The following is a 23,518-nucleotide window of genomic DNA, read 5'->3' as shown; positions in this document are numbered from 1 at the left end:
TTTATCTCTCCAGGCGCGCAACTAGACTTGAAGTGTCCCAGCGGTTGCCGCCGAGCCCCTGCACCTCTGCGTAGAAGCCGTCGACCAGCGCCGTCATGTCGAGCTTCGCCCCGTTGCGGGCGGCCTCCTCCAGCACCAGGCCCAGGTCCTTCCGCATCCAGTCGACGGCGAAGCCGAAGTCGAACTTCCCCTCGCCCATGGACTTCCAGCGGTTGTCCATCTGCCAGGACTGGGCCGCGCCCTTGGAGATCGCCTCGTAGACGTCCTGCGGATCGAGCCCCGCGCGCTTGGCGAAGTGCAGCCCCTCGGCGAGCCCCTGGACCACGCCGGCGATGCAGATCTGGTTGACCATCTTGGTCAGCTGGCCCGCGCCGGGCCCGCCCATCAGCCGGATGGCCTTGGTGTAGGGCGCCACCACGGACTGCACGGTCAAGAAGGCCGCCGGATCGCCGCCGCACATGATGGTGAGCTGGCCGTTCTCCGCGCCGGCCTGCCCGCCTGAAACGGGGGCGTCGACGAACCCCAGGCCGCGCTTGGCGGCTTCGAGCGCCATCTCGCGCGCCACCGCGGCCGAGGCCGTGGTGTGATCGACCACCACGGCGCCGTGGCGCAGCGCCGGCAGGGCCTCGCCCACCACCTGGCGAACGTCGTCGTCGGCCCCCACGCACAGCAGGAAAACCTCCGCCTCCTGCGCCGCCTCGGCGATCGTCGCCGCCGAGCGGCCGCCGTAGGTCTCCACCCAGCGGGCGGCCTTCTCCGGGCTGCGGTTGTAGACGGTGACCTCGTGGCCGGCCCTGGCCAGGTGCCCGGCCATGGGGAAGCCCATCACCCCCAGGCCTGCGAACGCGAGCCTCATCCCCCTCGAACTCCTCTTACCCTCAACGGCATCTTAACGAGCGCCTGCGCACCCTCGGCCCCTCGTAACAGGCTTGTCCGGGGTGAGCCATGTCGGTGGGCGACCAGCCGATCATCATCAAGAAGATCAAGAAAGGCGGCGGCCACGGACACCATGGCGGCGCCTGGAAGGTCGCCTATGCGGACTTCGTCACGGCCATGATGGCCTTCTTCCTGCTGATGTGGCTGATCAACACCACGAGCCCCGAGCAGAAGCGCGGCATCGCCGACTATTTCGCCCCGGCCAGCGTCTCGGAGACCACCTCCGGCTCCGGCGGCATCCTGGGCGGCACCGCCCTGGGCGACGACGGCGCCAAGGGCGACGGCACCATGTCGGTGATCGAGGAACTCTCTCCCGACAGCCGCAACCCGGACGACGGCAAGGCGCAGGACGCCTCGAAGAGCGCAGCCGAACGAGCCTCCACCGAGGCCATGCGCCAGGCGCTTCAGAAGCGCGAGGAGGCCGCCTTCGCCTCCGCCGCCCAGTCCCTGCGCCAGGCGCTGCAGGACATGCCCGAGCTCGCCGAGCTGTCGAAGAACCTGATCATCGACCAGACCCCCGAGGGCCTGCGGATCCAGCTCGTGGACCAGGAAGGCCGCTCGATGTTCAACCAGGGCTCCACCCAGCCGAACGACCGCGCCAAGGTGCTGCTCAGGGCGATCTCGAAGGTGATCAACCAGCTGCCGAACCGGATCAGCATCTACGGCCACACCAGCGCCAGCCCCAACGGCGCCAAGGCCGAGGGCGACTGGATCCTGTCGGCGGGCCGCGCCGATGCGTCGCGGCGCATCCTGCAAGGCGCGGGCGTCGATCCCGACCGCGTCTACCAGATGGCCGGAAAGGCCACGTCCGAGCCGCTCTATCCCGACGATCCGACGCTTCCCGGCAACCGTCGCATTGCGATCGTGTTGTTGCGTGAGGCGCCGGTTCTGCCGCCGGACCAGGGGCTTTAGCGTAAGCGCCTTGCGCTGGGCCCCGGCATGACGCCTAATCTGTTCCAAGGCGTGGGTGTAAGGGCGACCGCAGGTCCGTGACGCAGCATTTTCCGACCAGGCAGCTCCGGTTCTTCCTGACCGCCCCCTCGCCCTGCCCGTACCTGCCGGAGCGGTTCGAACGGAAGGTGTTCGCCCACCTGCCGCTGTCGGATGGGGCGACGGTCAACGACAGCCTCACCCAGGTAGGGTTCCGCCGTTCACAGAACATCGCCTACCGCCCGGCCTGCGAGGCCTGCACGGCCTGCGTCTCGGCGCGCATCCCGGCGGCGGACTACGTCTTCTCGCGCTCCGAGCGGAAGGTGCTGAACCGCAACGAGGACCTCGAGCGTCACCTGGTGGAGGCCGAAGCCACCATGGAGCAGTTCGACCTGCTCCGCCGCTACCTGACATCCCGCCACGCCGATGGCGGCATGGCCGAGATGACCTGGCCCGACTACGTGGCCATGGTCGAGGACACGGCCGTCCGGACCCACATCATCGAGTACCGCACCCGTCCGTTCGACGGCGGCCCCGGCGACCTGGTGGCCTGCGCCCTCGTCGACCTGATGAGCGACGGCCTGTCGCTGGTCTACAGCTTCTACGACCCCACCCTGCCGCGCCGCAGCCTCGGGTCCTTCGTGATCCTCGACCACGTCATCCAGGCCTGCCTGACCAGCCTGCCCTACGTCTACCTGGGCTACTGGGTCCGCGGCTCCGAGAAGATGGACTACAAGGTCCGCTTCACCCCCATCGAGCTCCTCCGGCCCGAAGGCTGGACCCTCGTCGCGGCCCGCGACCTGAAACCGAAGCCCGCCCCTTAGACGGCTGGATCGTTCACGTATTGTTCCACATCGCAGCTACGGCTAGGCTGTGGAAATGGACCACGGAAAACACGGAGAACACGGAAACCTCCTGTTTGCGGACGAGACGTTCCGCATCCGGGGCGCCGTGTTCGAGGTCTACCGGACGATGGGCCCTGGATTCCTGGAGGCGGTCTATCAGGAGTGCCTCGCCATCGAGTTCGCGGAGCGGCGGATCCCCTTCGTCGCGATGCAGCCCCTTCACATCGAGTACCAGGGCCGGAAGCTCCGCAAGAGTTACACCCCCGACTTCGTCTGCTTCGACCGGGTGGTGCTCGAGCTGAAGGTGGCGCGAGAAATCGCGCCCGAGCATCGGGCGCAAACCCTCAACTACCTCCGAGCGACAGGGCTGAGGCTCGGGCTCCTGATCAACTTCGGCGCGACGCCCGAGGTGAAGATCGAGCGCTTCGCGCTCTGACTTCCGTGTTCTCCGTGTTTTCCGTGGTCCGGTTCCGACGGTTGCTGCGACGCTGGCGCCCGGCGGCCGCCCCCTCTAAATACCCGGCCATGCTCCGCACCGGACGAGGCGCATGGCCAAACAGCTTCGGCTGAAGCTCGGACGCCAGGCCGGCTATTCCCGCGACGACTTCGTCGAAGGCCTCTGCAACAGGCAGGCGGTGGCGGCTGTCGACGCCTGGCCGGGTTGGCACGGCGGCTGCCTGGTGCTGGTGGGGCCGGAAGGGGTCGGAAAGAGCCACCTGGCGCACACCTGGGCGAAGACCGCCAAGGCCGTCGCGCTCGACCGGGAGGCGCCGGACGTGGACGCCGCCGCCGGCCGGCCGGCGCTGATCGAGGACGTCGACCGTGGCGCCCCGGACGAGGCCCTCTTCCACCTGATCAACCTCGCCGGGCGCGAAGGCGGCGGACTGCTGCTCACCGCCCGCACCCCGCCGATGGCCTGGCCCGCGGCCCTGCCGGACCTGCGCTCCCGCCTGAACGCCCTGCCCGTGGCGGAGATCGAGCCGCCCGACGACCGGGTCCTGGAAGGCGTGCTGCGGCGGTTCTTCCGCGAGCGCAATATCCGCCCGCCGAACGAGGTCTACGCCTACCTGCTGCGCCGCATGGAGCGCTCCGTCCCCGAGGCGCGCGAGATCGTGCGGCGGCTGGACGAGGCCGGCGAAGGCGACCCGCGGCCGATCTCGCGCGTGCTGGCCCGCGAGATCCTTGAAGGGGGCGATCCCAACCTCGACCTCTTCGAATAGCGGCGCTCGGCGGCCCAAGACGCTGGAATTCCTGCGTCTTAACCAAAATATTGACCTTTTCGGATGAACACTTGCGGTTTCAGGCCATGGGGTCCGAAATCGCACCCCCTTCGAGCCCGAGGAGCCGACCCGGAATGCCCTATGCGACGCCCGCCGCTGCCAACGCCGATCACGGCGCGCCGCGGCCGCTCGCCTGGGACGCCGAGCTCGCGGACTCGCCGGCTCGGTTCTTCAACCGCGAGCTCTCCTGGCTGTCGTTCAACCGCCGGGTGCTCGCCGAGAGCATGAACCCCCGCCACCCGCTCCTGGAGCGGCTGCGGTTCCTGGCGATCAGCGCCGGCAATCTGGACGAGTTCTACATGGTCCGCGTGGCCGGGCTGAAAGCCCAGGTCCGCGAGCGGGTCCGGGTGGTCAGCCAGGACGGTCTCACCCCCGGCGAGCAGCTGGAGCGGGTCAACGCCGAGGCGGCCGACCTGATGGCCGATCAGCAGACCCGCTGGCGCGAGCTGCGCGAGGAGCTCTCGGTCGAAGGCCTCAAGGTCGCCTTCCTCGACGACATCTCGGAGAGCGAGAAGACCTCGCTCGAGGAGACCTTTGTCAGCCAGATTTTCCCGGTGCTGACGCCACTGGCTATCGACCCGGCGCACCCCTTCCCGTTCATTCCCAACCTGGCGTTCTCGCTGGTGCTGAAGCTGCGCCGCGGGTTCGACGGGCGGCTGCTCTATGCGCTGGTCCCGATCCCCGCCCAGGTGGCGCGGTTCTGGGAGCTGCCCCGGGCCGGCCGCGGCCGCAAGGCCGAACGGCGGTTCATCCCGCTGGAAAGCATGGTCGCCCTGTTCATGGACCACCTGTTCCCCGGCTGCGAAGTGCTGGGTCAGGGCGTGTTCCGCCTGATCCGCGACTCCGACGTGGAGATCGAGGAAGAGGCCGAGGACCTGGTCCGCGAATTCGAGGCCCTGCTCAAGCAGCGCCGCATGGGCTCGGTGGTCCGGGTGGAGGTCGAATCCGCCATGCCGGAGGAGCTCTCCGGCTTCATCTGCCAGAACCTGCACGCCCAGGCCGAAGACATCATCATGATCGACGGGCTGCTCGGGCTGGACGAGCTGACCCACCTCATTCCGCCGGACCGGCCGGAGCTGAAGTTCAAGCCGTTCGAGCCGCGGTTCCCGGAACGGATCCGCGACCACGCCGGCGACTGCTTCGCCGCGATCCGCGAGAAGGACATCCTGGTCCACCACCCGTTCGAGAGCTTCGACGTGGTGGTGCAGTTCCTCCGGCAGGCCGCACGCGACCCCAACGTGCTGGCCATCAAGCAGACGCTCTACCGGACCTCCGCCGACAGCCCGATCATCGCCGCCCTGATCGAGGCGGCGGAGAACGGCAAGAACGTCACCGCGGTCGTGGAGATCAAGGCCCGCTTCGACGAGGAGGCCAACCTGAAGTGGGCCCGCGACCTCGAGCGCGCCGGCGTGCACGTCGTGTTCGGCTTCATCGAGTACAAGACCCACGCCAAGCTCTCGACGGTGGTCCGCAAGGAAGCCGACGCGCTGCGCACCTACTGCCACTTCGGCACCGGCAACTACCACCCGGTGAACGCGCGCGTTTACACCGACCTGTCGCTGTTCACGACGGACACGGCCATGAGCCGCGACGCCGCCCGGCTGTTCAACTACGTGACCGGCTACGCCGAGCCCGAAAGCCTGGAGAAGCTCTCCTTCTCGCCGGTGACCATGAAGCGCGACCTGCTGACGCTCATCGCGCGCGAGATCGAGAACGCCGAGGCCGGTCGTCCAGCGGCGATCTGGGCCAAGCTCAACGCCCTCGTCGACCCGGAGATCATCGACGCGCTCTACAAGGCCAGCCAGACCGGCGTGCAGATCGACTTCGTGGTCCGCGGCATCTGCTGCCTGCGGCCCGGCGTGCCGGGGCTGTCCGAGAACATCCGGGTGAAGTCGATCATCGGCCGGTTCCTGGAGCACGGCCGGATCGTCGCCTTCGCCAACGGCGCGGCCATGCCGTCGTCCGAGGCCCGGCTGTTCATCTCCTCGGCCGACTGGATGCCGCGCAATCTCGACCGCCGTGTCGAGTGCCTCACCCCGATCGAGAACCCCACCGTCCACCAGCAGGTGCTCCAGCAGATCATGCTGGCCAACCTGAAGGACGAGGCTCAGAGCTGGACCTTGGACGCCGACGGCCGCTATAGGCGGGACCCGTCCTGGGACCACCCGAGCGCCTTCTCCGCGCACGAGTACTTCATGACCAACCCCAGCCTGTCCGGACGAGGCCAGAAGGTGAAGGACATGCCGCGCGCGATCGACCATGTGGCCGCGCGGGGGTAGCACGCCCGAGCCGCGGCAGGCGGCCGTCATCGACGTCGGTTCCAACTCGGTCCGCCTGGTCATCTACCGGATCGACGGCCGCGCGCTGTGGACCGTGTTCAACGAGAAGGCGCTCGCCGGACTCGGCCGCGACCTGCCGACCTCCGGCCGGCTGTCGCAGCCGGGCGTGGAGACCGCCATGGCGGCGATCCGACGCTTCATGACCGTGCTGGACGGCTGGCGACCGGACGACATCACCGCCGTGGCCACCGCCGCCGTCCGCGACGCCGCCGACGGCCCGGCCTTCCTGCAGCGCATCCGCAAGGAGACCGGCCTCTCCGTGCGGGTGCTTTCCGGGGACGAGGAGGCCCGCTACGCCGCGCTGGGGGTGGTGGCCGGAGATCCGGTGGCGCAGGGGGTGGTGGGCGACCTGGGCGGCTCCAGCCTGGAGCTGATCCGGCTGAACGGCTCCGACCCCGCCGAGGGCGTGACCCTGCCGCTGGGGCCGTTTGCGCTCGGCGCGCCGCGGCCGCTGGACGTCGACAAGATCCGCCGCGTGATCGACGGCCACCTGGCGCCCCTGGCCGGGCGCTTCGCCACGCCGCGCCTGCACGCCGTCGGCGGCGCCTGGCGGAACCTGGCCCTGCTGCACATGGAGCTCGCCGACTACCCCCTGAAGGTGGCCCACCAGTACGCCCTCAGCCGCACCGACGCCGTGGAGGTCGCCCGCTTCGTGGAGCGGCAGTCGCGCTCGTCGCTGGAGGGGATCCAGGGGGTCTCCAAGAAGCGCTTCGACACCCTGCCCTATTCCGCCCTGGTGCTGGAGGCGGTGATCGAGAAGCTCGGCGTGGAGGAGGTGGCGATCTCGGCCTATGGGGTGCGCGAGGGCATGCTCCTGGAGGCCATGCCGCCCGAGGTGCGCCGGCGCGATCCGCTGATCGCCGGCTGCGAGGCGCTGACCGCCGTGCGCGGCCTGTCGCCGGACCTGGGGGGCGCCCTGGAGGCCTGGCTCAGGCCGGCCTTCGACCGGCTTGCTCCGCTGTTCGGCCGCCGCGACCCGGCCCTGCTGGCCGCGGCCTGCCGCCTGGCGGACATCGGGGCGCGGATGCACCCCGACCATCGCGCGGACCTGGCCTTCGAGGCCGTGCTGCGGGCGCCCATCGCCGGGATGACCCACCCGGAGCGGGCGTTCCTCGCCTGCGCCGCCTTCGCCCGCTACACGGTGGCGACCAGGACGCCGGAAGAAGTTGCGATCGCCCGCATCCTGTCGCCGGAGCGGCGGCAGCGGGCGCGTGCGCTGGGCTCGGCCATCCGCCTGGGCGCGGACCTGTCCGGCCGAAACGCCCGCCTGCTGGAGAAGTCGGCCATCGCCATCGCCGGAGACCGCCTGACGCTGAGCGCCGCGCCGGGATGGGAGGCCATGCTGCTGGGCGAACAGACCGCGAAGCGGGCCAAGACCCTGGCCGGAGCCCTGAAGCTGAAGCTGGAGATGGCCTGAGCGGCGCCGCCAAATGCAAGAAGGCGGCGCCCCGGGGGACCCGGAACACCGCCTTCTGATCCAGATCCGTTGGGGGATCTAGGCCTTCGAGGTCGGAGAGAACCATCCGCTTCGCGACTCGCGCCGCTCCGCTTCGATCCGTCTCCGGTGTCCTTTGGAACCTCAGACTGCCCGGGTCGCCCCGCGCCGCCTTTTGGTCCCTCGGAACCTCTCGGAGGAAACCTCCACTTCGCGGCTTGCGCCGCTCCGCGTGGGTCGCCCCCGGGCGCCAGTCCGTCTCGGGGAAGTCCGGGTCGCCCCGTTCCGCCCTTCGCTGTCCTGGAACCTCTGCCCGCTCCGCGTTCCGGTCGCCCGGCTCGCCGCGCCGCAGTCCCTCTCGGCAAGGTCACGATCACCCATCCCCCGGCGGGGGGCAAGCATGGTGAATCGGGGGTATGTGAGCGTTGTGCGCCGGCCCGGTGGACAAGCTGTGGACAAGCCTGTGGCCGGGCGCGAAAGCCCAGCCTTTTCAATGTTTACGCTTATCCTCAGGAAACCGGCGGTCAGCCGGCGGAGGCGGCCTTCGGCGCCCGGCGGACCTCGACGACGCGCACCCGCGTGCCGTCCAGCACCAGCGCCAGCTCGCCCCGCTTCAGCTTCAGGGCGTCCTCGCCGAACGCCTCGCGCCGCCAGCCCTTCAGCGCGGCGTTGTCGGCGTTGTCGTCGTTGGCGATCTGCTCCAGGTCGGAAACGGTGGCGATCAGCTTCGAGGCCACCCCCGCCTCCTCGGCGCGGGCCTTCAGCAGCACCTTCAGCAGCTCGACGACCGCGCCGGCGGCCGGCGACGGCGGGCCCTTGCTGCGCTCGATCACCGGGGCGTAGGCCTCCGGGTCCTTCAGCGCTTCGCGCACGGCCGCCACCAGGTCCGGTCCGAACCGCGAGCCGGAGAAGCCCTTCGGCACCGAACGCAGCCGGTCCAGCGCCTCGGCGTCCACCGGCGCCTGGGTGGCGATCTCGTCGATCGCCTCGTCCTTGAGGATCCGCCCGCGCGGCTGGTCGCGCAGCTGCGCGGTCCGCTCCCGCCACGCCGCGACCGCCTTGTAGACCGCCAGGTACTTGGCGGTGTGCCGGCGCGGCCGCAGCCGCTTCCAGGCGTTCTCCGGCTCCACGTCGTAGTTGGCCGCGTCGGTCAGGCCCTTCATCTCGTCCGTGACCCAGACCAGCCGGCCCTCCTTCTCCAGCCGCTCCCGCAGCCGCGGATAGAGCTCCGCCAGGTGGGTCACGTCGGCCAGGGCGTAGGTCAGCTGCGCGTCCGACAGGGGCCGGCGGGCCCAGTCGGTGAACCGCGAGCTCTTGTCGAGCTCGATCTTCAGCATCTGTCGGACCAGCGCGTCATAGGCGATCTGCTCGCCGAACCCCGCGGCCATCCCCGCCACTTGAGTATCGAATAGAGGGCGCGGCATCGCATTGAGATTGTTGAAGATTTCCACGTCCTGGCGCGCCGCGTGGAACACCTTCAAGATACTCTCGTCGCGCATCACCTCGAGGAACGGCTCGAGGTCCATCCCCTCCGCCAGCGGATCGATCACCGCGTGCGCAGTAGGGGCGGCCGCCTGGATCAGACACAGCTTCGGCCAGTACGTCGTCTCGCGCATGAACTCGGTGTCCACGGCGACGAACGGCTGGCCCTTGAGCTTGTCGCAAAACACCGCGAGGTCCGCGGTGGTCGTAATCGGCGTCATCGATTAGCTATAGCCCCGCGCGGGGCCGAGTCTGCAAGTCCGCGTAACGCGCCACCACGATTTCAAAGGCTTTTCCGCCATGTCCGAGCGGCCCAACGGTCTCACCTACGCACAAGCTGGTGTAGACATCGACGCGGGTAACGCTCTGGTTGAGCGGATCAAGCCGCTGGCCAAGGCCACCCGCCGGCCGGGCGCCGAGGCCTCGCTGGGCGGGTTCGGCGCCCTCTTCGACCTGAAGGCCGCCGGCTACGACGACCCGCTGCTGGTCTCCACGACGGACGGCGTCGGCACCAAGCTGAAGGTGGCCATCGAGACCGCCATCCACGACACAGTCGGCATCGACCTCGTGGGCATGTGCGTCAACGACCTGCTGGCCCAGGGCGCCGAGCCGCTGCTGTTCCTGGACTATTTCGCGACCGGCAAGCTGGACGTGGAGGCGGCCGCCACCGTCGTCGCCGGGATCGCCGAGGGCTGCCGCCAGGCCAACTGCGCCCTCGTCGGCGGCGAGACGGCCGAGATGCCGGGCATGTACGCCGACGGCGACTACGACATGGCGGGCTTCTGCGTGGGCGCCGTGGACCGCGACAAGGTCCTGCCCAGGCTCGGCGACCAGAAGGCCGGCGACATCCTGATCGGCCTGGCCTCGTCTGGGCCGCACTCCAACGGCTATTCCCTGGTCCGCAGGATCGTCGAGCGCTCGGGCCTGGCCTGGGAAGCCCCCTGCCCATTCGAGGACGGCAAGACGCTCGCCCAGGCGCTGCTGGCGCCCACCCGCATCTACATCCAGACCGTCCTGCCGCACCTGAAAGCCGGGCGCGTCCTGGGCCTGGCCCACATCACCGGCGGCGGCCTGATCGAGAACCCGCCCCGCGCCATCCGCGAAGGCCTGGTCCCCAAGTTCGACTGGAATGCCTGGGCGCTCCCCCCGGTGTTCGAGTGGCTGCAGCAGACCGGCGGCGTCGCCGACCACGAGATGCGCCGGACCTTCAACTGCGGGGTGGGATTGGTGCTGATCGTCGACACCCACGACCTGCCCGACGTGCTGGAAGGCCTCGTCCGCGCCGGCGAGGACGCCTTCGTGATCGGCGAACTGGCGGAGGGCTAGCGTAGCGCCGCGTTGATCCGATCCAGCGCCGCGGCGCCCGGGACCAGCTCCGGCCCACCGAGCTCGTTCAGCGGGGTGTCCACCGTCTGCAGGCCGTCGTGCAGGTCGCTGGAAGCGGGGTCGACGTAGAGCAGGCCGGTGACGATCTGGCCCCTCGCCTGCCGGGCCTGGAGGTAGCCGAGGGCCTGGGCGCGGTTGTTGGGATTGTAGAGGTCGGCGAGCTTGTGGAGGCTCAGGATCGAGCCGTCGTGCTGCTGCACCTTCACCGTCTCGCCCGGCGCATAATCGACGTTGATCGGCGCGCGCGGCGCGATCACGTCGAGCCGGTTCACCGCCTCGTTGTGCTCGCGGACGTAGTCGAAGCTCTTGGTAGAGCCCTGGTGGTTGTTGAACTGCACGCATGGGCTGATGCAGTCGATGAAGGCCGCGCCCCGGTGGTTCAGGCCCGCCTTGATCAGCGGCACGAGCTGTTCCTTGTCGCCGGAGAACGAGCGCGCCACGAAGGTCGCGCCGAGCTGCAGGGCGATCGAGACCAGGTCGATGCCGGCGTCGTGGTTGGTCACCCCACGCTTGGACTTCGAGCCCTTGTCGGAGGTGGCGGAGAACTGGCCCTTGGTGAGGCCGTACACCCCGTTGTTCTCGACGATGTAGAGCATGTTCACGCCGCGCCGGATTGCGTGGGCGAACTGGCCCAGGCCAATGGACGCCGAATCCCCGTCGCCCGAGACGCCCAGGTAGATCAGGTCCTTGTTGGCCAGGTTGGCGCCGGTCAGCACCGACGGCATGCGGCCATGGACGGTGTTGAAGCCGTGGGAATTTCCCAAGAAGTAGTCCGGCGTCTTGGACGAGCAGCCGATGCCGGAGAGCTTGGCGATGCGATGCGGCGGCAGCTCCAGCTCGTAGACCGCCTGGATGATCGCCGCCGAGATGCTGTCGTGGCCGCAACCGGCGCACAGCGTCGAGACGGAGCCCTCGTAGTCACGGCGCGTGTAGCCGAGGCTGTTCTTGGCCAGCGCCGGGTGATGCAGCTGCGGCTTGGTGATGTAGGTCATTCCGCAGCCTCGATGACATTGCCGATGGCCAGCAGGGCGGCGATCTCTCCGGCGATGAAGCGGGCGGTGATCGGCGTGCCGTCGTAGTGCTTCACGGGCACGAGCTTGGCCGGATCGACTCCGCCCTCGTTCATGATCAAGGTTCGCAGCTGGCCGTCGCGGTTCTGCTCGACCACGAACACCCGCTCGTGCTCGGCGATGAAGTCGAACACCTCTTCGCAGAACGGGAAGCCCTTCAGCCGCAGCGCGTCTAGCCGCAGGCCTCTGGCGTCGAGCGCCTCCAGCGCCTCGTGCATGGCGGGCGTCGTGGAGCCGAAATAGATCACGCCCTCGGGCGTCTTGCGCTTGGCCCGCGTGATCACCGGCGCGGGGATCAGGGACTTGGCGGTGTCGAACTTGCGCAGCAGGCGCTGCATGTTGTCGACATAGACCGTCCCCTCCTCCGAATAGCGGGCGTAGGGGTTCCGGGAGGTGCCGCGGGTGAAGTAGGCGCCGCGTGTCGGGTGGACTCCGGGATAGGTACGGTACGGGATCCCGTCGCCGTCCACCTCCTTGTAGCGGCCGAAATCAACGCCCGCTTCCAGGTCCTCGAAGGACATGACCTTGCCGCGGTCAAGGGCCTTGGAGTCGTCCCAGGCGAAGGGCTTGGTCAGCCACTCGTTCATGCCGATATCGAGGTCGAGCATGACGAAGACGGTGGTCTGCAGCCGGTCGGCGATGTCGAAAGCCAGCGCCCCGAACTCGAAGCACTCGCCCGGGTCCGCCGGCAGCAGCATCGGGTGCTTGGTGTCGCCGTGGCTGGCGTAGGCGGCGGCCAACAGGTCAGCCTGCTGGGTCCGCGTCGGCATGCCGGTGGAGGGGCCGCCGCGCTGCACGTCGAAGATCACCGCCGGAATCTCGGCGAAGTAGGACAGGCCGATGAACTCGGTCATCAGCGAGATGCCGGGCCCCGAGGTGGCGGTGAAGGCCCGCGCCCCGTTCCAGCCGGCCCCCACCACGATGCCGATGGAGGCGATCTCGTCCTCGGCCTGGATGATGGCGTAGCGCGCCTTCTCCGTCTCCGGGTCGATCCGGAGCTCCTGGCAGTAGTCGGTGAAGGCCTCCGCCAGGGAGGTGGAGGGCGTGATCGGGTACCAGGCGCAGACCGTCGCCCCGCCGTAGACCGCACCCAGGGCCGCGGCCTGGTTTCCTTCCACGAAGATGCGGTCGCCGACCTTGTCCGCCCGCTTCACCTGCAGCTTCAGCGGGACGAGGTTCTCGCGCACGTAGGCCACGCCCATGTGCAGCGCCTCGCAGTTGGCCTGGATCAGCTTCTCGCGGCCTTCGAACTGCTCGGCCAGAAGCTGTTCGATCACCGCGGGATCGATGCCAAGCAGGGCCGCCAGCGCGCCCACATAGACGATGTTCTTGAACAGCTGCCGCTCGCGGGGAAGCGTGTAGCGGGCGTTGCACATCGCCGTCAGCGGCACCCCGATCACCGTCACGTCGTCCCTGAACTTGGACGGCGGCAGCGGCTTGGTGCTGTCGTAGAACAGATAGCCGCCGGCCTCGATCTCGGCGACGTCCTTGTCCCAGGTCTGGGGGTTCATGGCGACCATCACGTCGACGCCGCCCCGCCGCCCCAGATGCCCCTGCTCGGTCACGCGGACCTCGAACCAGGTCGGCAGGCCCTGAATGTTCGACGGGAAGATGTTGCGGGCCGCGACGGGCACCCCCATCCGCAGGATTGACTTGGCGAACATGCCGTTGGCGCTGGCAGAGCCCGACCCGTTCACATTGGCGAACTTGACGACGAAGTCGTTCACCCGCGCCTTCAACTCGCCCGGCATCCCGCCCCCGCGTGCGTCATCTCGAGATAGAACTTCTGCATGTCCCAGGCGCCGGTCGGGCACCGCTCGGCGCACAGGCCGCAATGCAGGCAGACGTCCTCGTCCTTCACCATAACCCGCCCGGTGGGCAACTTCCCCGAGACCAGCAGCTCCTGGGTCAGGTTCAGCGCCGGGGCCCGCAGCCGGCCGCGCAGGTCAGGCTCCTCGCTCTCCTCGGTGAAGGTGATGCAGTCGACGGGGCAGATGTCGGCGCAGGCGTCGCATTCGATGCACAGAGGGTCGGCGAAAACCGTCTGGACGTCGCAGTTCAGGCAGCGCTGGGCCTCCTTCAGCGCCAGCTCGCGGTCGAAGCCCAGCTCCACCTCGATCCGGACGTCCTTCAGCGCCACTTCCTTGTCGCGCAGCGGCACCCGGTAGCGCCGGTCGTTGGCGATGTCGTTGTCGTAGCTCCACTCGTGGATGCCCATCTTTTGGCTGATCAGGGAGGCGTCCGGCGGCGGGCGCAGGGCCACGTCCTCCCCGCGGCAGAACTTGTCGATGGAGACCGCCGCGTCATGGCCGTGGGCGACGGCCCAGATGATGTTCTTCGGCCCGAAGGCCGCGTCGCCCCCGAAGAAGACGTGCGGGATGGTCGACTGCATGGTGATGGGGTTCACCTTCGGCAGGCCCCACTCGTCGAATTCCAGGCCGATGTCGCGCTCGATCCAGGGGAAGGCGTTCTCCTGGCCCACGGCCACTAGCACGTCGTCACATTCGTGGAACTCGTCCGGCTGGCCGGACGGGACCAGCTTGCGGCGGCCCTTCTCGTCGTAGACCGCCTCGACCACCTCGAACAGCACGCCGGTGAGGCGGCCGTTTTCGTGCGTGAAGGCCTTGGGGACCCGGTAGTTGAGGATCGGGATGTCCTCGTGCAGGGCGTCTTCCTTCTCCCACGGCGAGGCCTTCATCTCCTCGAAGCCGGACCGGACGATCACCTTCACCTCCTCGCCGCCGAGGCGGCGCGAGGTGCGGCAGCAGTCCATGGCGGTGTTGCCGCCGCCCAGCACGATCACCCGCCGGCCGATCTTCTCGATGTGGCCGAAGGAGACCGACGAGAGCCAGTCGATGCCGATGTGGATGTTGGCCGCGGCCTCTTGGCGGCCGGGGAGGTCGAGGTCGCGGCCGCGCGGCGCGCCGGAGCCGATGAAGACCGCGTCCCATTTGTCGTCCAGCAGGGCCTTGAGGCTGTCCACCCGCTGGCCGAGGCGTAGCTCCATGCCGAGGCCGGTGATGTAGCCCACCTCCTCGTCGATCACCTCTTCCGGGAGGCGGAAGTGGGGGATCTGGCTGCGGATCATGCCGCCGGAGCGGGTCTCGCCGTCGTAGATGACGATCTCGTAGCCGAGCGGGGCGAGGTCGCGGGCCACGGTCAGGGAGGCGGGCCCGCAGCCCACCAGGGCGATGCGCTTGCCATTCTTCTCGGCGGCGGGCGGCGGCATCCGTTCGCGCACGTCCCCCTTGTTGTCCGCCGCCACCCGCTTCAGCCGGCAGATGGCGACCGGCTCCTCCTCCACCCGGCCTCGGCGGCAGGCGGGTTCGCAGGGGCGGTCGCACGTCCTGCCCAGCACGCCGGGGAAGACGTTCGACGTCCAGTTGATCATGTAGGCGTCGGCGTAACGGCCGTCGGCGATGAGGCGGATGTACTCCGGCACGGGCGTATGGGCCGGGCACGCCCACTGGCAATCGACGACCTTGTGGAAGTACTCAGGACCCTCGGTACGCGTGCGCTGCAAAGCCAGTTCCTTCCCGACACGCTCTACTCCCGTGGCGGAAGGCGAACCCCGGCTAGAGCCAGAGTGGGCCCGCCGTCACGACGCGGCGTCCAACCGTGAGGTTACGCCCCGTTTTCAGCCCAAGCCAAGCCGAATCCTGATCGCTGTTCGGTGATTTCTGGTCGCAGACTGCCGGTCGGCGGGCGAATGCTGGCGCTGCTCTGGCCAACGGAGTTGTGACGGCCAGGTGCATGCGGCCGTCCCGAATTAATGCTAGCTTAACCCTCGGGAGCCCCTCGCCAGGGGCAGGGAGAACCGCCGATGAGCATCCAGAGCGATGTCGTCCCAGTGCCTGCGTCCCCCGCCATTCCGCCCGTCGAAGCCGTCCTCGTCGATGCCTTTGCCGAGGAGATCGTCTCCTTCAGCGCCGCCCGCGAGATCAACGAGCGCCGGGCTCGCATCGAGAATCCCGAGCTGCTTCGCCGCCTTCGCGGGCTCTGAAGCCCATACGAAAACGCCCCCGGGTTGAGCCGGGGGCGCGTTCGACGTCGTATGGCGAAGGAGGCTACTCCTCCTTGGCGGCAGCCTTCTTCTTCGGCGCCGCCTTCTTCGCGGGCTTTTCCGCGGCGGCCTCGTCGCCAGCCGCAGCTTCCTTCTTCGCCGACGCCTTCTTCTTCGGCTTCGCCTCGGCCTCGTCGCCGTAGCCCTCGGGCAGGTCGTCTTCTTTCAGGAGGTCTTCCTTGGAGACCGGCTTGTCGGTCACCGCCGCCTTGCCGACGATCAGGTCGACGACCTTGTCCTCAAAGATCGGGGCGCGCAGCTGGGCTTGGGCGTTCTGGTTCTGGCGGAACAGGTCGAAGATCTGCTGGGCCTGGGCGCCGTAGCGCAGAGCCTCCTGGCGCATGGCCTCGGTCAGCTCCTGGTCGGTGACCTGGACGTTGTTGGCGCGGCCGATCTCGGCCAACACCAGGCCCAGGCGCACGCGGCGCTCGGCGATCTTGCGGTACTCGGCCTGCAGCTGGTCGTCGGACTTCTCGGCGTCGTCGGGCGGCAGCTGACCGCTTTCCTTGTCCTGCTGGACCTGGTTCCAGATGGTGGCGAACTCGGCCTCCACCATCTTCGGCGGCAGCGGGAAGTCGTGCTTCGAATCCAACTGGTCGAGCAGGGCGCGCTTGAGCTTGAAGCGCGAGGCGCCCGCGTACTGCTGCTGCAGGTTGGACTTGATGAGCTCGCGCAGCTTGTCGAGGCTCTCCACGCCCAGGCGCTCGGCGAAGGCGTCGTCGGCGGCGGTGTCCACCGCGGCCTTCACTTCCTTCACCTTCACCTCGAAGATGGCTTCCTTACCGGCCAGGTTGGCGGCCTGGTAGTTTTCCGGGAAGGTGACCTTCACCTCGACGTCGGTGTCCGGCTTGGCGCCGACCAGCTGCTCCTCGAAGCCCGGGATGAACTGGCCCGAGCCCAGCACCAGCTCGGCGTCGGTGGCCGTGCCGCCCTCGAAGGCCTCGCCGTCCAGCTTGCCCACGAAGTCGATGACGACCATGTCGCCGTCCTCGGCCTTCACGGTCTTGCCGGTCTTGGCCTCGTAGGTGCGGTTCTGCTTGGCGAGCTCGCCCACGGCCTCGTCCACCTCGGCCTGGGTGGGCTCGTAGACCGGCCGCTCCAGGCTAAGCGTCGCGACGTCCACCGGGGTGAAGTCGGGCATCAGGTCGATGGCGATCTCGTAGGCGAGGTCAGCCTTGCCCTCGATGACCTCGTTCATGTCGCCCTCAGGCTTCAGGTCGGGGTCGCCTGCGGGGCGCAGGTTGTTGTCAGTGAGCACCTTCTGGGTGGTCTCGTTGAGCGTCTGCTCGACGACCTCGCTCATCAGGGCCTTGCCGTAGAGGCGGCGGACGTGGGCCGGCGGCACCTTGCCGGGGCGGAATCCCTTGATGTTGAGGGTCGGCGTGATCTCGGCGATGCGCGCCTCCAGCTTGGAGGTCAGGTCCGCGACCGGGACGGTCACGCCATAGACGCGGCTCAGGCCTTCGCCAGACTTTTCAACGATCTGCATCGACATCTTGGACTTCCCGGAGGCCACGCAAGGTTTGCGCGAGGAGCTCCGCCTTCAAGTGGAAAGGATAAGCGCCGCCGAACGGCCGGCGGCGAAGCGGCTGCTTATGTCATGGCCGCCGCCTGCGTCCAAGCCCCAAGGCCTGGGCGCGGGCGTGGTGCGGATGAGAGGACTCGAACCTCCACGCCTTGCGGCGCTGGAACCTAAATCCAGTGCGTCTACCAGTTCCGCCACATCCGCTCAGGGCCTGCCATCGCGGGACGCAGGCCCGCCGTCAACCCCCGGCCGAGCGGCAGCCCAGGTGACAGCCGCGCCGGCTGCGGGCAGAACCCGGCCGGTGAAGCCGGCCGTCCTCTTCGTGCACAACGCCTTCCCCGGGCAGTTCGGGGACCTCGCGGCCGCCCTGGCCGCCCGCGGCGTGGACGTGGCGGCCATCGGCGAGGGCCATGCGCCGGGCGTTCCTGGCATCAAGATCGCCCGCTACGCCATCCCCCGTTCATCGACCCCCGGCATCTTCCCGCTCGCGGCCGGGCCCGAGGCGGACATGATCCGGGCGGTGGGCGCCCTCGACGCCGCGCGCGAGCTCAAGGCGCAGGGCTTCGCGCCGCAGGTGATCGTCGGCCACGCCACCTGGGGCGAGACCCTGCTGCTGCACGAGGCCTTCCCGGACGCCCGGCAGGTGATCTACCCGGAGTTCTTCCCGCGCGGCCGCGGCCTGCAGCTCGACTTCGACCCGGAGTTCCCGCCCAGCGACCAGCAGGTGCTCAGCACCTGGGCGCTGGGGGCGCCGAAGGCCCTGGCGCTCACCGACGCCGACGCCATCGTCTGCCCCACCGAGTTCCAGGCCTCCATGCTGCCCGACGTCTTCCGGCCCAGGGTGCGGATCATCCACGAGGGGATCGACGTCGACGCCATCCGGCCGGGGCTGGCGCCGCGGCTGCAGTTCGGCGACGGCCGCACGATCGAGCCGGGCCAGCCGGTGATCACCCACATCAACAACCACCTGGAGCCGGTCCGCGGCCTGCACATCTTCGCCCGCGCCCTGCCCCGCGTCCTGGAGGTGGTCCCCAACGCGCAGGTGATGATCTTCGGCCACGAGCGGGCGCTGAGCTATTCGGGTCCGCCGCCGGAAGGCGCGGCGAGCTGGAAGGAGGCCTGCCTGAGGGGCGTCGACCTCGACCCGGCCCGCGTGCATTTCATCGGCTACGTGCCGTTCGGCCAGATCCTGGGCACGCTGCGGGCGTCGGCGGCCCACGTCTACTACAGCTATCCGTTCGTCCTCTCCTGGTCGGTGCTGCAGGCGATGGCGGCCGGCTGCTACGTGATCGGCTCGGACACCGCGCCGGTGCGCGAGGTGATCGAGGATGGCGTCAACGGACGGCTGCTGCCGTTCTTCGACGTGGGCGCGCTGTCCCAGGCCCTGATCGAGGCCTGCCGCGACCCGGCGGCGTCCGCGCCCATGCGAGCCGCGGCGCGCGAGACGGCGGAGCGCTATTCCACCGCCAACGGACGCGCCGGCTGGCTGGCGCTGCTCGCCGAGCTCGGCGTCAAGGTGGAGGGCTGAGCGTGGCGGAAGGCGTGCTGTTCGTTCACACTAACTTCCCGGCGCAATTCCGCGACCTGGTGGAGAGCCTGCTGGCCCGCGGCGTGCCGGTCCGCGCGATCAGCGCCAACACCGCTCCCGTAATGCCGCAGGTGCGCACCGCCCGCTATGGGCTCAGCCGCGGCACCACGCCAGGCATCTTCGTCTATGCCGTCCGGCCCGAGGCCGACCTGCTGCGCGCCACCGCGGCCCTGCGCGGCGCCCGCAGCCTCAAGGCCGAGGGCTTCGAGCCGCAGGTGATCGTTGGCCACTCCGGCTGGGGCGAGACCGCGCTGCTGAAGGAGGCCTGGCCCGACGCGAAGCAGGTGCTCTATCCGGAGTTCTTCTACCGTGGGCGGGGGCTCGACATCGACTTCGACAACGAGTTCATCCCGCTCACCGAAGAGGGCGTGCTGCTGGGCAAGACCAAGAATTCGGTCATGTCACTGGCCCTGACGGACGCCACGGCCATCGTCTGCCCGACGCCATTCCAGGCCTCCACCCTGCCCTCGATCTTCCAGCCGAGGGTGCGGGTCATCCACGAAGGGATCGACGTCGATGCGATCGCACCCGCACCCGCCGCGCCGTTCCCGCTGGACGACGGACGGGTGATCGCGCCCGGCACGCCGGTGATCACCCACATCAACAACCAGATGGAGCCGCTGCGGGGGCTGCACATCTTCCTGCGCGCGCTGCCGCGGGTGCTGGAGGCCGTGCCGGACGCCCAGGTGCTGGTGATCGGCGACGAGAAGGCCCGCGGCTATGGCGGCAATGCGCCCGAGGGCAAGACCTGGAAGCAGGTCTGCCTGGAAGGCGTGGAGGACCGGATCGACATGAGCCGGGTCCACTTCCTCGGCCGGGTTGCGCACGGGCGCATGCACGACGCGCTGCGGCTGTCGTCGGCGCACGTCTACTACACCTATCCGTTCGTCCTCTCCTGGTCGCTGGCCGAGGCCATGGCGCTGGGGTGCTACGTGATCGGCTCGGACACGCCCCCGGTGCGCGACGCGATCGAGGACGGGATGAACGGGCGGCTGCTGCCGTTCTTCGACGTGGACGCCCTGTCGGAGGCGTTGATCGAGGCCTGCCGCAATCCGGAGGCGACCAGGCCCCTGCGGGCGGCGGCGAGGGAAACCCCGCTGGAGAGGTTCAGCCGCGCCAAGGGCCGGCAGGCCTGGCTCGACCTGCTGCGGGAGATGGACGTGGAGATCCCGGCCTAGCCGCAGCGGATCTCGCGGATGACGCCGGTGTCGGCGTCGAAGAAGAAGTTCAGGCGCTGCGGGCTGAAGTCCTGGGTCACCGGGCAGGTGGTGCACGCCACCCGCTGGCGGCCCGGGTCCACCGGGATGGGGATCTCGGACTTGGGCCGGCCCACCAGGTGCTGCAGCCGGGACGCGCCGCACGAATCCGGCGGCGGCGGCGGCGTGGATGCCGGCGGCGCGGGACGCACGGCCGGCGGCGGGGCCGCGGGCTCGGTGTCCTCCGGGGAGGTGCCGCAGGCGCCAAGCAGGAGCGCCAGGCCAGCGAAGACGAGCCAGGGCTTCATGCGGTCTTCTCCCATCCGCGCGCCTGCTGTTTCCAGTAGGAGACCGGCACGCCCTTGCCCTTGGCGGCCGACCACTGCGCGCGGGCCCGGGCCAGCTGCGTGTCGTCGGCGCCGTCGAACAGCACGACGCAGCGGGCGTATCCCTCCAGCTCGCCGGGCTCGGCCCCGTCGATCAGGAACAGGGCGTCGGCCCCGTTGGGGTTCTCGAAGCCGGTGGTGAGCAGCACCGGCTGGCGCGCGGCGTTGGGCTCGTCGGACGGGGCGTGCGGCAGGAAGCTGTCGTCGCGGTAGCTCCACAGCCAGCCGTCGAGGTGCTCGATACGCTCGGGCTCGGGTGTGCGCACCACCGCCTTCCAGCCGCGCTGCAGCGTCTTCTCAAGGAGCTCCGGCAGCGCCTGGTCGAGTCCGGTGCGCTCCAGGTGGTAGAACCACATCTCGCAGGGGGCCGCAGGCATGGCCCCTCTTACCGCCCTTTCGTCGGGCGGGCGAGGTCAGGCGCGCCTGACTGACCTCTTCGGGGCGGTCTTCTTCGGCGCCGCCTTGGCGGCCCGGCCGATCACGGCCAGCAGCTCGTCGGCGCGGATCGGCTTGGTGGCGTGCTCGACGAACCCCTGCGCCAAGCAGGACGCGCGGGTGCCGGTGACCACGTCGGCGGTGATGGCGATCGCCGGCGTGTCCTGGTTCGGGCCGTCCCTGCCGCGGATCGTCTTCAGGACCGCGGGGCCGGACATCTGCGGCATGTGGACGTCGAGCAGAAGGAGGTCGAAGGCCTGGCTCTGCGCGAGCTGCAGGGCCTCGGCCGCGCTGGCGGCGCGGAACACCTGGTGGCGGGCGCCGACCAGGAGTTGCTCGACGACTGAGAGGTTCACCGGGTCGTCGTCGACGGCCAGGATCTTCAGGCGTCGGCTGCGGGCCGCGGGCCTCGCCGGCTTGCGCGCCTGCGCGAGCTCCGCGCTGCGGGCCAGCTCCAGCACCAGCTCGACCTGGAAGCTCGAGCCTTGACCCGGTGTGCTCTCGACCTTGAGGCGCCCGCCCATCAGCTCGGTCACCTGCTTGCTGATGGCGAGTCCCAGGCCCATGCCGCCGTAGCGGTCCTGGGCCGCCGTGTCGCCCTTCGAATAGCGGTCGAAGATGGTGGGCAGCTCTTCGGGCGAGATCCCGCGCCCGGTATCGTTGACGCTGATGGTCACCCGCGAGCGGCCCTGGCGGACGGGGCCGGCGCGCGCCACTACGCTGACGGAGCCGCTGTCGGTGTACTGCAGGGCGTTGGAGATCAGGTTGTAGAGCACCTGGCGCAGGCGCAGCGCGTCCATCTGCACCACGCCTGGCAGGCCCGTATCGGCGGCCAGCTCCAGCCTGAGCCCCTTAGCCTCGGCCTGTGGCGCCCAGAAGGCGACGACCATCTGCAGGAAGCGCGGCAGGTCCTCGGGCTCGAGCACCAGCTCCAGCCGGCCGGCGTCGATCTTCGACATGTCCAGGACGTCGTTGAGGATCGACATCAGGTGCTCGCCGCTCTCGACGAGCATGTCGAGGCGGGCGGCCTGTTCCGGATCCTTCGCCGAGCGGCGCAGCGCCTCGGCCATGCCCACGACGCCGTTCATCGGGGTGCGGATCTCGTGGCTGAGGTTGTGCAGGAAGGCGGCGCGGGCCTGGCCGGCGCGGCGGGCCGTCTCGCGCGCGATGTCGGCCGAGGCCCGCTCCTCCTGCGCGCGGTCGCGGGCGACCTCCAGGTCGCGGATCAGGTCGAGGGAGGCGTTGTGGGTGCTGCGCCAGGCGCCCAGCGAGGTCCGCCAGGTGAAGGCGACCAGCGACATCACCAGGGCTGTCATCACCACGGTGGCCACGATGACGCCACTGTGCAGCGGCGCGAGCAACGCGACCCCCACTGCGGCGAGAGCGACCAGCGCCGGGCCCGCCGTGCCCAAGAACACGGCGAACGAGAAGGCCCCGTAAGAGAGGCTGAGCGCGACCAGCGAGGCGCCGATCAGCGCCATGAACAGCACGGCTTCCAGCGACCCGGAGATCAGCGCCGCCGCCAGCGGCGCGGAAATGTAGAGGCACGAGCGGAAGAAGCAGAGGACTGCCACCGCGAACGGGGTGTCCGTGACGTTGCGGGCGACCGCCTTCCGCTTGAGACGGGCGACCAGCCACTGCTGCCCGATGTCGGCCGGCACGGAAGCGACGAACCAGGCGAGCGCCAGCCAGGGGTGGCCGATCAGAGCGAGGCACCCGGCGCGGACTGCGCCCACGAGGGCGTGGCGCCATGCCGGGAAGGTCAGGGCGTCGAGCGTGAGCTGATAGCTGCTGAAGACGTCGGCGCGGCCCGGCTGCACGGTCGGGCTGAGATTCAGACGCGACTTGTCCCCATCCGGCATACGCCAGTCCCCCCTCGAGAGGGAATCTTGGCGTAATTGGTGAATAATCTCGGAACGGGATAGACGTGGCTCAGCACAACCGCGACGCGAGACTTTCGAGGGGCCCGCCTACGCCTTCCACGTGGGTCAGCATCGCCAGGTGGTGCAAAGGCAGGCGCACAACCGGCCAACCCTGGCGCCCGGCGAGTCGTGATTCGTCGTCGTAGGCGCCGCTGAGCTGCAGGAAGGCGGTGGGCGGCTCGAACTCGAGCTCGGGCGCGAGCTCTTCGAAGTAGTCGATCGGGATCGGCTCCAGCTCGGCCAGCAAGGCCGTCCGCAAGGGCTCGTCCGGGATCAACCTCTCGAGGCTGCCAGGCGGCCACCAGCGATCCCACGACGGCAGCCGGCCGTCCTCAGCCCCCACCCGAAGCTGCATGCGCAACTCCGGCGGGGCGGTGTCGAACCAGCTGAGGCCCGGATGCGGCAGGATGGCGTCGCAATAGATCACGCCGGCGACCGGCGTCCGGGCCAGGGCAGCCACCGACGGCAGGAGCGGCCCTGCCCCGCTGTGCGCCACGAGGATGGCTGGCGCCGTGCCGTGGGCGTCGATCGTGGCGGCCATCGCGTTGGCGAGGCCGGCGTAGCAGTCGACCGCCAGGGTCGAGAGCTTCGGCCAAGCGGGGGCCTCGACGTCGAGCCCCCGCAGCGCCAGCGTCTTGCATACGGGCTGCCAGCAGAGCGGGCCCAGCAGCGGGCTGTGCAGGAGGACGAGGCGCATGCC

At 69.4% G+C, this 23,518-nt stretch carries 20 protein-coding genes and 1 tRNA gene; 10 read left to right on the top strand and 11 right to left on the bottom strand.

Features of this window, described 5'->3' with window-relative positions:
* Position 1 precedes the first annotated feature (1 nt).
* Positions 2 to 856, bottom strand: a complete 855-nt coding sequence (locus VIL76_RS19350) for an NAD(P)-dependent oxidoreductase (RefSeq protein WP_332046712.1) — start codon at positions 854 to 856, stop codon at positions 2 to 4.
* A gap of 89 nt (positions 857 to 945) precedes the next feature.
* Here VIL76_RS19350 and VIL76_RS19345 point away from each other — a divergent pair, with 89 nt between their 5' ends.
* From VIL76_RS19345 to VIL76_RS19320, 6 genes are all read left to right on the top strand, one after another.
* Positions 946 to 1,848, top strand: coding sequence for a flagellar motor protein MotB (locus VIL76_RS19345; protein WP_332046711.1), 903 nt, complete (start codon positions 946 to 948; stop codon positions 1,846 to 1,848).
* A 77-nt stretch (positions 1,849 to 1,925) separates the two neighbouring features.
* Complete coding sequence (locus VIL76_RS19340; RefSeq protein ID WP_332046710.1) at positions 1,926 to 2,690, top strand: arginyltransferase; 765 nt, start codon at positions 1,926 to 1,928, stop codon at positions 2,688 to 2,690.
* A 55-nt stretch (positions 2,691 to 2,745) separates the two neighbouring features.
* Positions 2,746 to 3,147 carry a GxxExxY protein gene (locus VIL76_RS19335; protein ID WP_332046709.1) on the top strand — a complete coding sequence of 134 codons (402 nt, stop codon included), beginning with the start codon at positions 2,746 to 2,748 and terminating at the stop codon, positions 3,145 to 3,147.
* Positions 3,148 to 3,259: 112 nt separating this feature from the next.
* A complete protein-coding gene (locus VIL76_RS19330; protein ID WP_332046708.1) occupies positions 3,260 to 3,931 on the top strand; it encodes a DnaA ATPase domain-containing protein in 672 nt (223 codons plus the stop codon).
* Between the two features lie 134 nt (positions 3,932 to 4,065).
* Entirely contained in the window at positions 4,066 to 6,270 is a 2,205-nt protein-coding gene (locus VIL76_RS19325) for an RNA degradosome polyphosphate kinase (protein ID WP_332046707.1), read from the top strand.
* Complete coding sequence (locus tag VIL76_RS19320; protein ID WP_332046706.1) at positions 6,251 to 7,747, top strand: Ppx/GppA phosphatase family protein; 1,497 nt, start codon at positions 6,251 to 6,253, stop codon at positions 7,745 to 7,747. The genes VIL76_RS19325 and VIL76_RS19320 overlap by 20 nt, the downstream gene beginning before the upstream one ends.
* A gap of 542 nt (positions 7,748 to 8,289) precedes the next feature.
* Here VIL76_RS19320 and rnd read toward each other — a convergent pair.
* Complete coding sequence (gene rnd / locus VIL76_RS19315) at positions 8,290 to 9,468, bottom strand: ribonuclease D (protein ID WP_332046705.1); 1,179 nt, start codon at positions 9,466 to 9,468, stop codon at positions 8,290 to 8,292.
* Between the two features lie 79 nt (positions 9,469 to 9,547).
* Here rnd and purM point away from each other — a divergent pair, with 79 nt between their 5' ends.
* Positions 9,548 to 10,573 (top strand): phosphoribosylformylglycinamidine cyclo-ligase, encoded by a 1,026-nt coding sequence (purM, locus tag VIL76_RS19310; RefSeq protein ID WP_332046704.1) that lies wholly within the window; start codon positions 9,548 to 9,550, stop codon positions 10,571 to 10,573.
* On the opposite strand, the gene VIL76_RS19305 is transcribed toward purM, so the two are convergent.
* Genes VIL76_RS19305 through VIL76_RS19295 form a run of 3 tightly spaced genes read right to left on the bottom strand, consistent with a single transcriptional unit; the run spans position 10,570 to position 15,226 of the window.
* Positions 10,570 to 11,625, bottom strand: coding sequence for a 2-oxoacid:ferredoxin oxidoreductase subunit beta (locus tag VIL76_RS19305; protein ID WP_332046703.1), 1,056 nt, complete (start codon positions 11,623 to 11,625; stop codon positions 10,570 to 10,572). The genes purM and VIL76_RS19305 overlap by 4 nt on opposite strands.
* Entirely contained in the window at positions 11,622 to 13,454 is a 1,833-nt protein-coding gene (locus VIL76_RS19300; RefSeq protein ID WP_332046702.1) for a 2-oxoacid:acceptor oxidoreductase subunit alpha, read from the bottom strand. Before VIL76_RS19300 ends, VIL76_RS19305 begins: the two co-directional genes overlap by 4 nt.
* On the bottom strand, positions 13,439 to 15,226 hold the full coding sequence (locus VIL76_RS19295; RefSeq protein WP_332046701.1) for an FAD-dependent oxidoreductase: 1,788 nt from the start codon (positions 15,224 to 15,226) through the stop codon (positions 13,439 to 13,441). Before VIL76_RS19295 ends, VIL76_RS19300 begins: the two co-directional genes overlap by 16 nt.
* 300 nt (positions 15,227 to 15,526) lie before the next feature.
* Between VIL76_RS19295 and VIL76_RS19290 the strand changes: the two genes are divergently transcribed.
* Positions 15,527 to 15,706 (top strand): hypothetical protein, encoded by a 180-nt coding sequence (locus VIL76_RS19290; protein WP_332046700.1) that lies wholly within the window; start codon positions 15,527 to 15,529, stop codon positions 15,704 to 15,706.
* 64 nt (positions 15,707 to 15,770) lie between these two features.
* Here VIL76_RS19290 and tig read toward each other — a convergent pair whose 3' ends face one another.
* Complete coding sequence (gene tig / locus VIL76_RS19285; protein ID WP_332046777.1) at positions 15,771 to 17,255, bottom strand: trigger factor; 1,485 nt, start codon at positions 17,253 to 17,255, stop codon at positions 15,771 to 15,773.
* 155 nt (positions 17,256 to 17,410) lie between these two features.
* Positions 17,411 to 17,495: transfer RNA gene (locus VIL76_RS19280), tRNA-Leu, on the bottom strand.
* A gap of 97 nt (positions 17,496 to 17,592) precedes the next feature.
* On the opposite strand from VIL76_RS19280, the gene VIL76_RS19275 reads away from it, so the two are divergent.
* Both VIL76_RS19275 and VIL76_RS19270 read left to right on the top strand, forming a co-directional pair.
* Positions 17,593 to 18,819: a glycosyltransferase gene (locus VIL76_RS19275; protein WP_332046699.1), complete on the top strand. Its 1,227-nt coding sequence runs from the start codon at positions 17,593 to 17,595 to the stop codon at positions 18,817 to 18,819.
* A 2-nt stretch (positions 18,820 to 18,821) separates the two neighbouring features.
* On the top strand, positions 18,822 to 20,057 hold the full coding sequence (locus VIL76_RS19270; protein ID WP_332046698.1) for a glycosyltransferase: 1,236 nt from the start codon (positions 18,822 to 18,824) through the stop codon (positions 20,055 to 20,057).
* Here the strand turns inward: VIL76_RS19270 and VIL76_RS19265 are convergent.
* From VIL76_RS19265 to VIL76_RS19250, 4 genes are all read right to left on the bottom strand, one after another.
* Positions 20,054 to 20,383, bottom strand: coding sequence for a peptidase inhibitor I78 (locus tag VIL76_RS19265; protein ID WP_332046697.1), 330 nt, complete (start codon positions 20,381 to 20,383; stop codon positions 20,054 to 20,056). The two genes, VIL76_RS19270 and VIL76_RS19265, sit on opposite strands and share 4 nt — an antisense overlap.
* Positions 20,380 to 20,838, bottom strand: a complete 459-nt coding sequence (locus VIL76_RS19260) for a DNA polymerase III subunit chi (RefSeq protein WP_332046696.1) — start codon at positions 20,836 to 20,838, stop codon at positions 20,380 to 20,382. The genes VIL76_RS19265 and VIL76_RS19260 overlap by 4 nt, the downstream gene beginning before the upstream one ends.
* A 36-nt stretch (positions 20,839 to 20,874) precedes the next feature.
* Positions 20,875 to 22,758: an ATP-binding protein gene (locus VIL76_RS19255; RefSeq protein ID WP_332046695.1), complete on the bottom strand. Its 1,884-nt coding sequence runs from the start codon at positions 22,756 to 22,758 to the stop codon at positions 20,875 to 20,877.
* A gap of 70 nt (positions 22,759 to 22,828) precedes the next feature.
* Positions 22,829 to 23,515 carry a hypothetical protein gene (locus tag VIL76_RS19250; protein ID WP_332046694.1) on the bottom strand — a complete coding sequence of 229 codons (687 nt, stop codon included), beginning with the start codon at positions 23,513 to 23,515 and terminating at the stop codon, positions 22,829 to 22,831.
* Between the last annotated feature and the right edge of the window lie 3 nt (positions 23,516 to 23,518).

This window comes from Phenylobacterium sp., from assembly GCF_036563285.1.
Classification (GTDB): Bacteria; Pseudomonadota; Alphaproteobacteria; order Caulobacterales; family Caulobacteraceae; genus Phenylobacterium.
The sequence above is the reverse complement of the archived record's forward strand: the minus strand, read 5'-3'. Positions and strand labels throughout refer to the sequence as shown.

Coding starts and splice junctions, on each gene's coding strand:
- VIL76_RS19260 (WP_332046696.1), bottom strand. CDS start 20,838: ATGCCTGCGGCCCCCTGCGAGATGTGGTTCTACCACCTGGAGCGCACC.
- rnd (WP_332046705.1), bottom strand. CDS start 9,468: ATGACGCCGATTACGACCACCGCGGACCTCGCGGTGTTTTGCGACAAG.
- purM (WP_332046704.1), top strand. CDS start 9,548: ATGTCCGAGCGGCCCAACGGTCTCACCTACGCACAAGCTGGTGTAGAC.
- VIL76_RS19265 (WP_332046697.1), bottom strand. CDS start 20,383: ATGAAGCCCTGGCTCGTCTTCGCTGGCCTGGCGCTCCTGCTTGGCGCC.
- VIL76_RS19335 (WP_332046709.1), top strand. CDS start 2,746: ATGGACCACGGAAAACACGGAGAACACGGAAACCTCCTGTTTGCGGAC.
- VIL76_RS19255 (WP_332046695.1), bottom strand. CDS start 22,758: ATGCCGGATGGGGACAAGTCGCGTCTGAATCTCAGCCCGACCGTGCAG.
- VIL76_RS19300 (WP_332046702.1), bottom strand. CDS start 13,454: ATGCCGGGCGAGTTGAAGGCGCGGGTGAACGACTTCGTCGTCAAGTTC.
- VIL76_RS19250 (WP_332046694.1), bottom strand. CDS start 23,515: ATGCGCCTCGTCCTCCTGCACAGCCCGCTGCTGGGCCCGCTCTGCTGG.
- VIL76_RS19305 (WP_332046703.1), bottom strand. CDS start 11,625: ATGACCTACATCACCAAGCCGCAGCTGCATCACCCGGCGCTGGCCAAG.
- VIL76_RS19290 (WP_332046700.1), top strand. CDS start 15,527: ATGAGCATCCAGAGCGATGTCGTCCCAGTGCCTGCGTCCCCCGCCATT.
- VIL76_RS19330 (WP_332046708.1), top strand. CDS start 3,260: ATGGCCAAACAGCTTCGGCTGAAGCTCGGACGCCAGGCCGGCTATTCC.
- tig (WP_332046777.1), bottom strand. CDS start 17,255: ATGCAGATCGTTGAAAAGTCTGGCGAAGGCCTGAGCCGCGTCTATGGC.
- VIL76_RS19320 (WP_332046706.1), top strand. CDS start 6,251: ATGTGGCCGCGCGGGGGTAGCACGCCCGAGCCGCGGCAGGCGGCCGTC.
- VIL76_RS19325 (WP_332046707.1), top strand. CDS start 4,066: ATGCCCTATGCGACGCCCGCCGCTGCCAACGCCGATCACGGCGCGCCG.
- VIL76_RS19345 (WP_332046711.1), top strand. CDS start 946: ATGTCGGTGGGCGACCAGCCGATCATCATCAAGAAGATCAAGAAAGGC.
- VIL76_RS19350 (WP_332046712.1), bottom strand. CDS start 856: ATGAGGCTCGCGTTCGCAGGCCTGGGGGTGATGGGCTTCCCCATGGCC.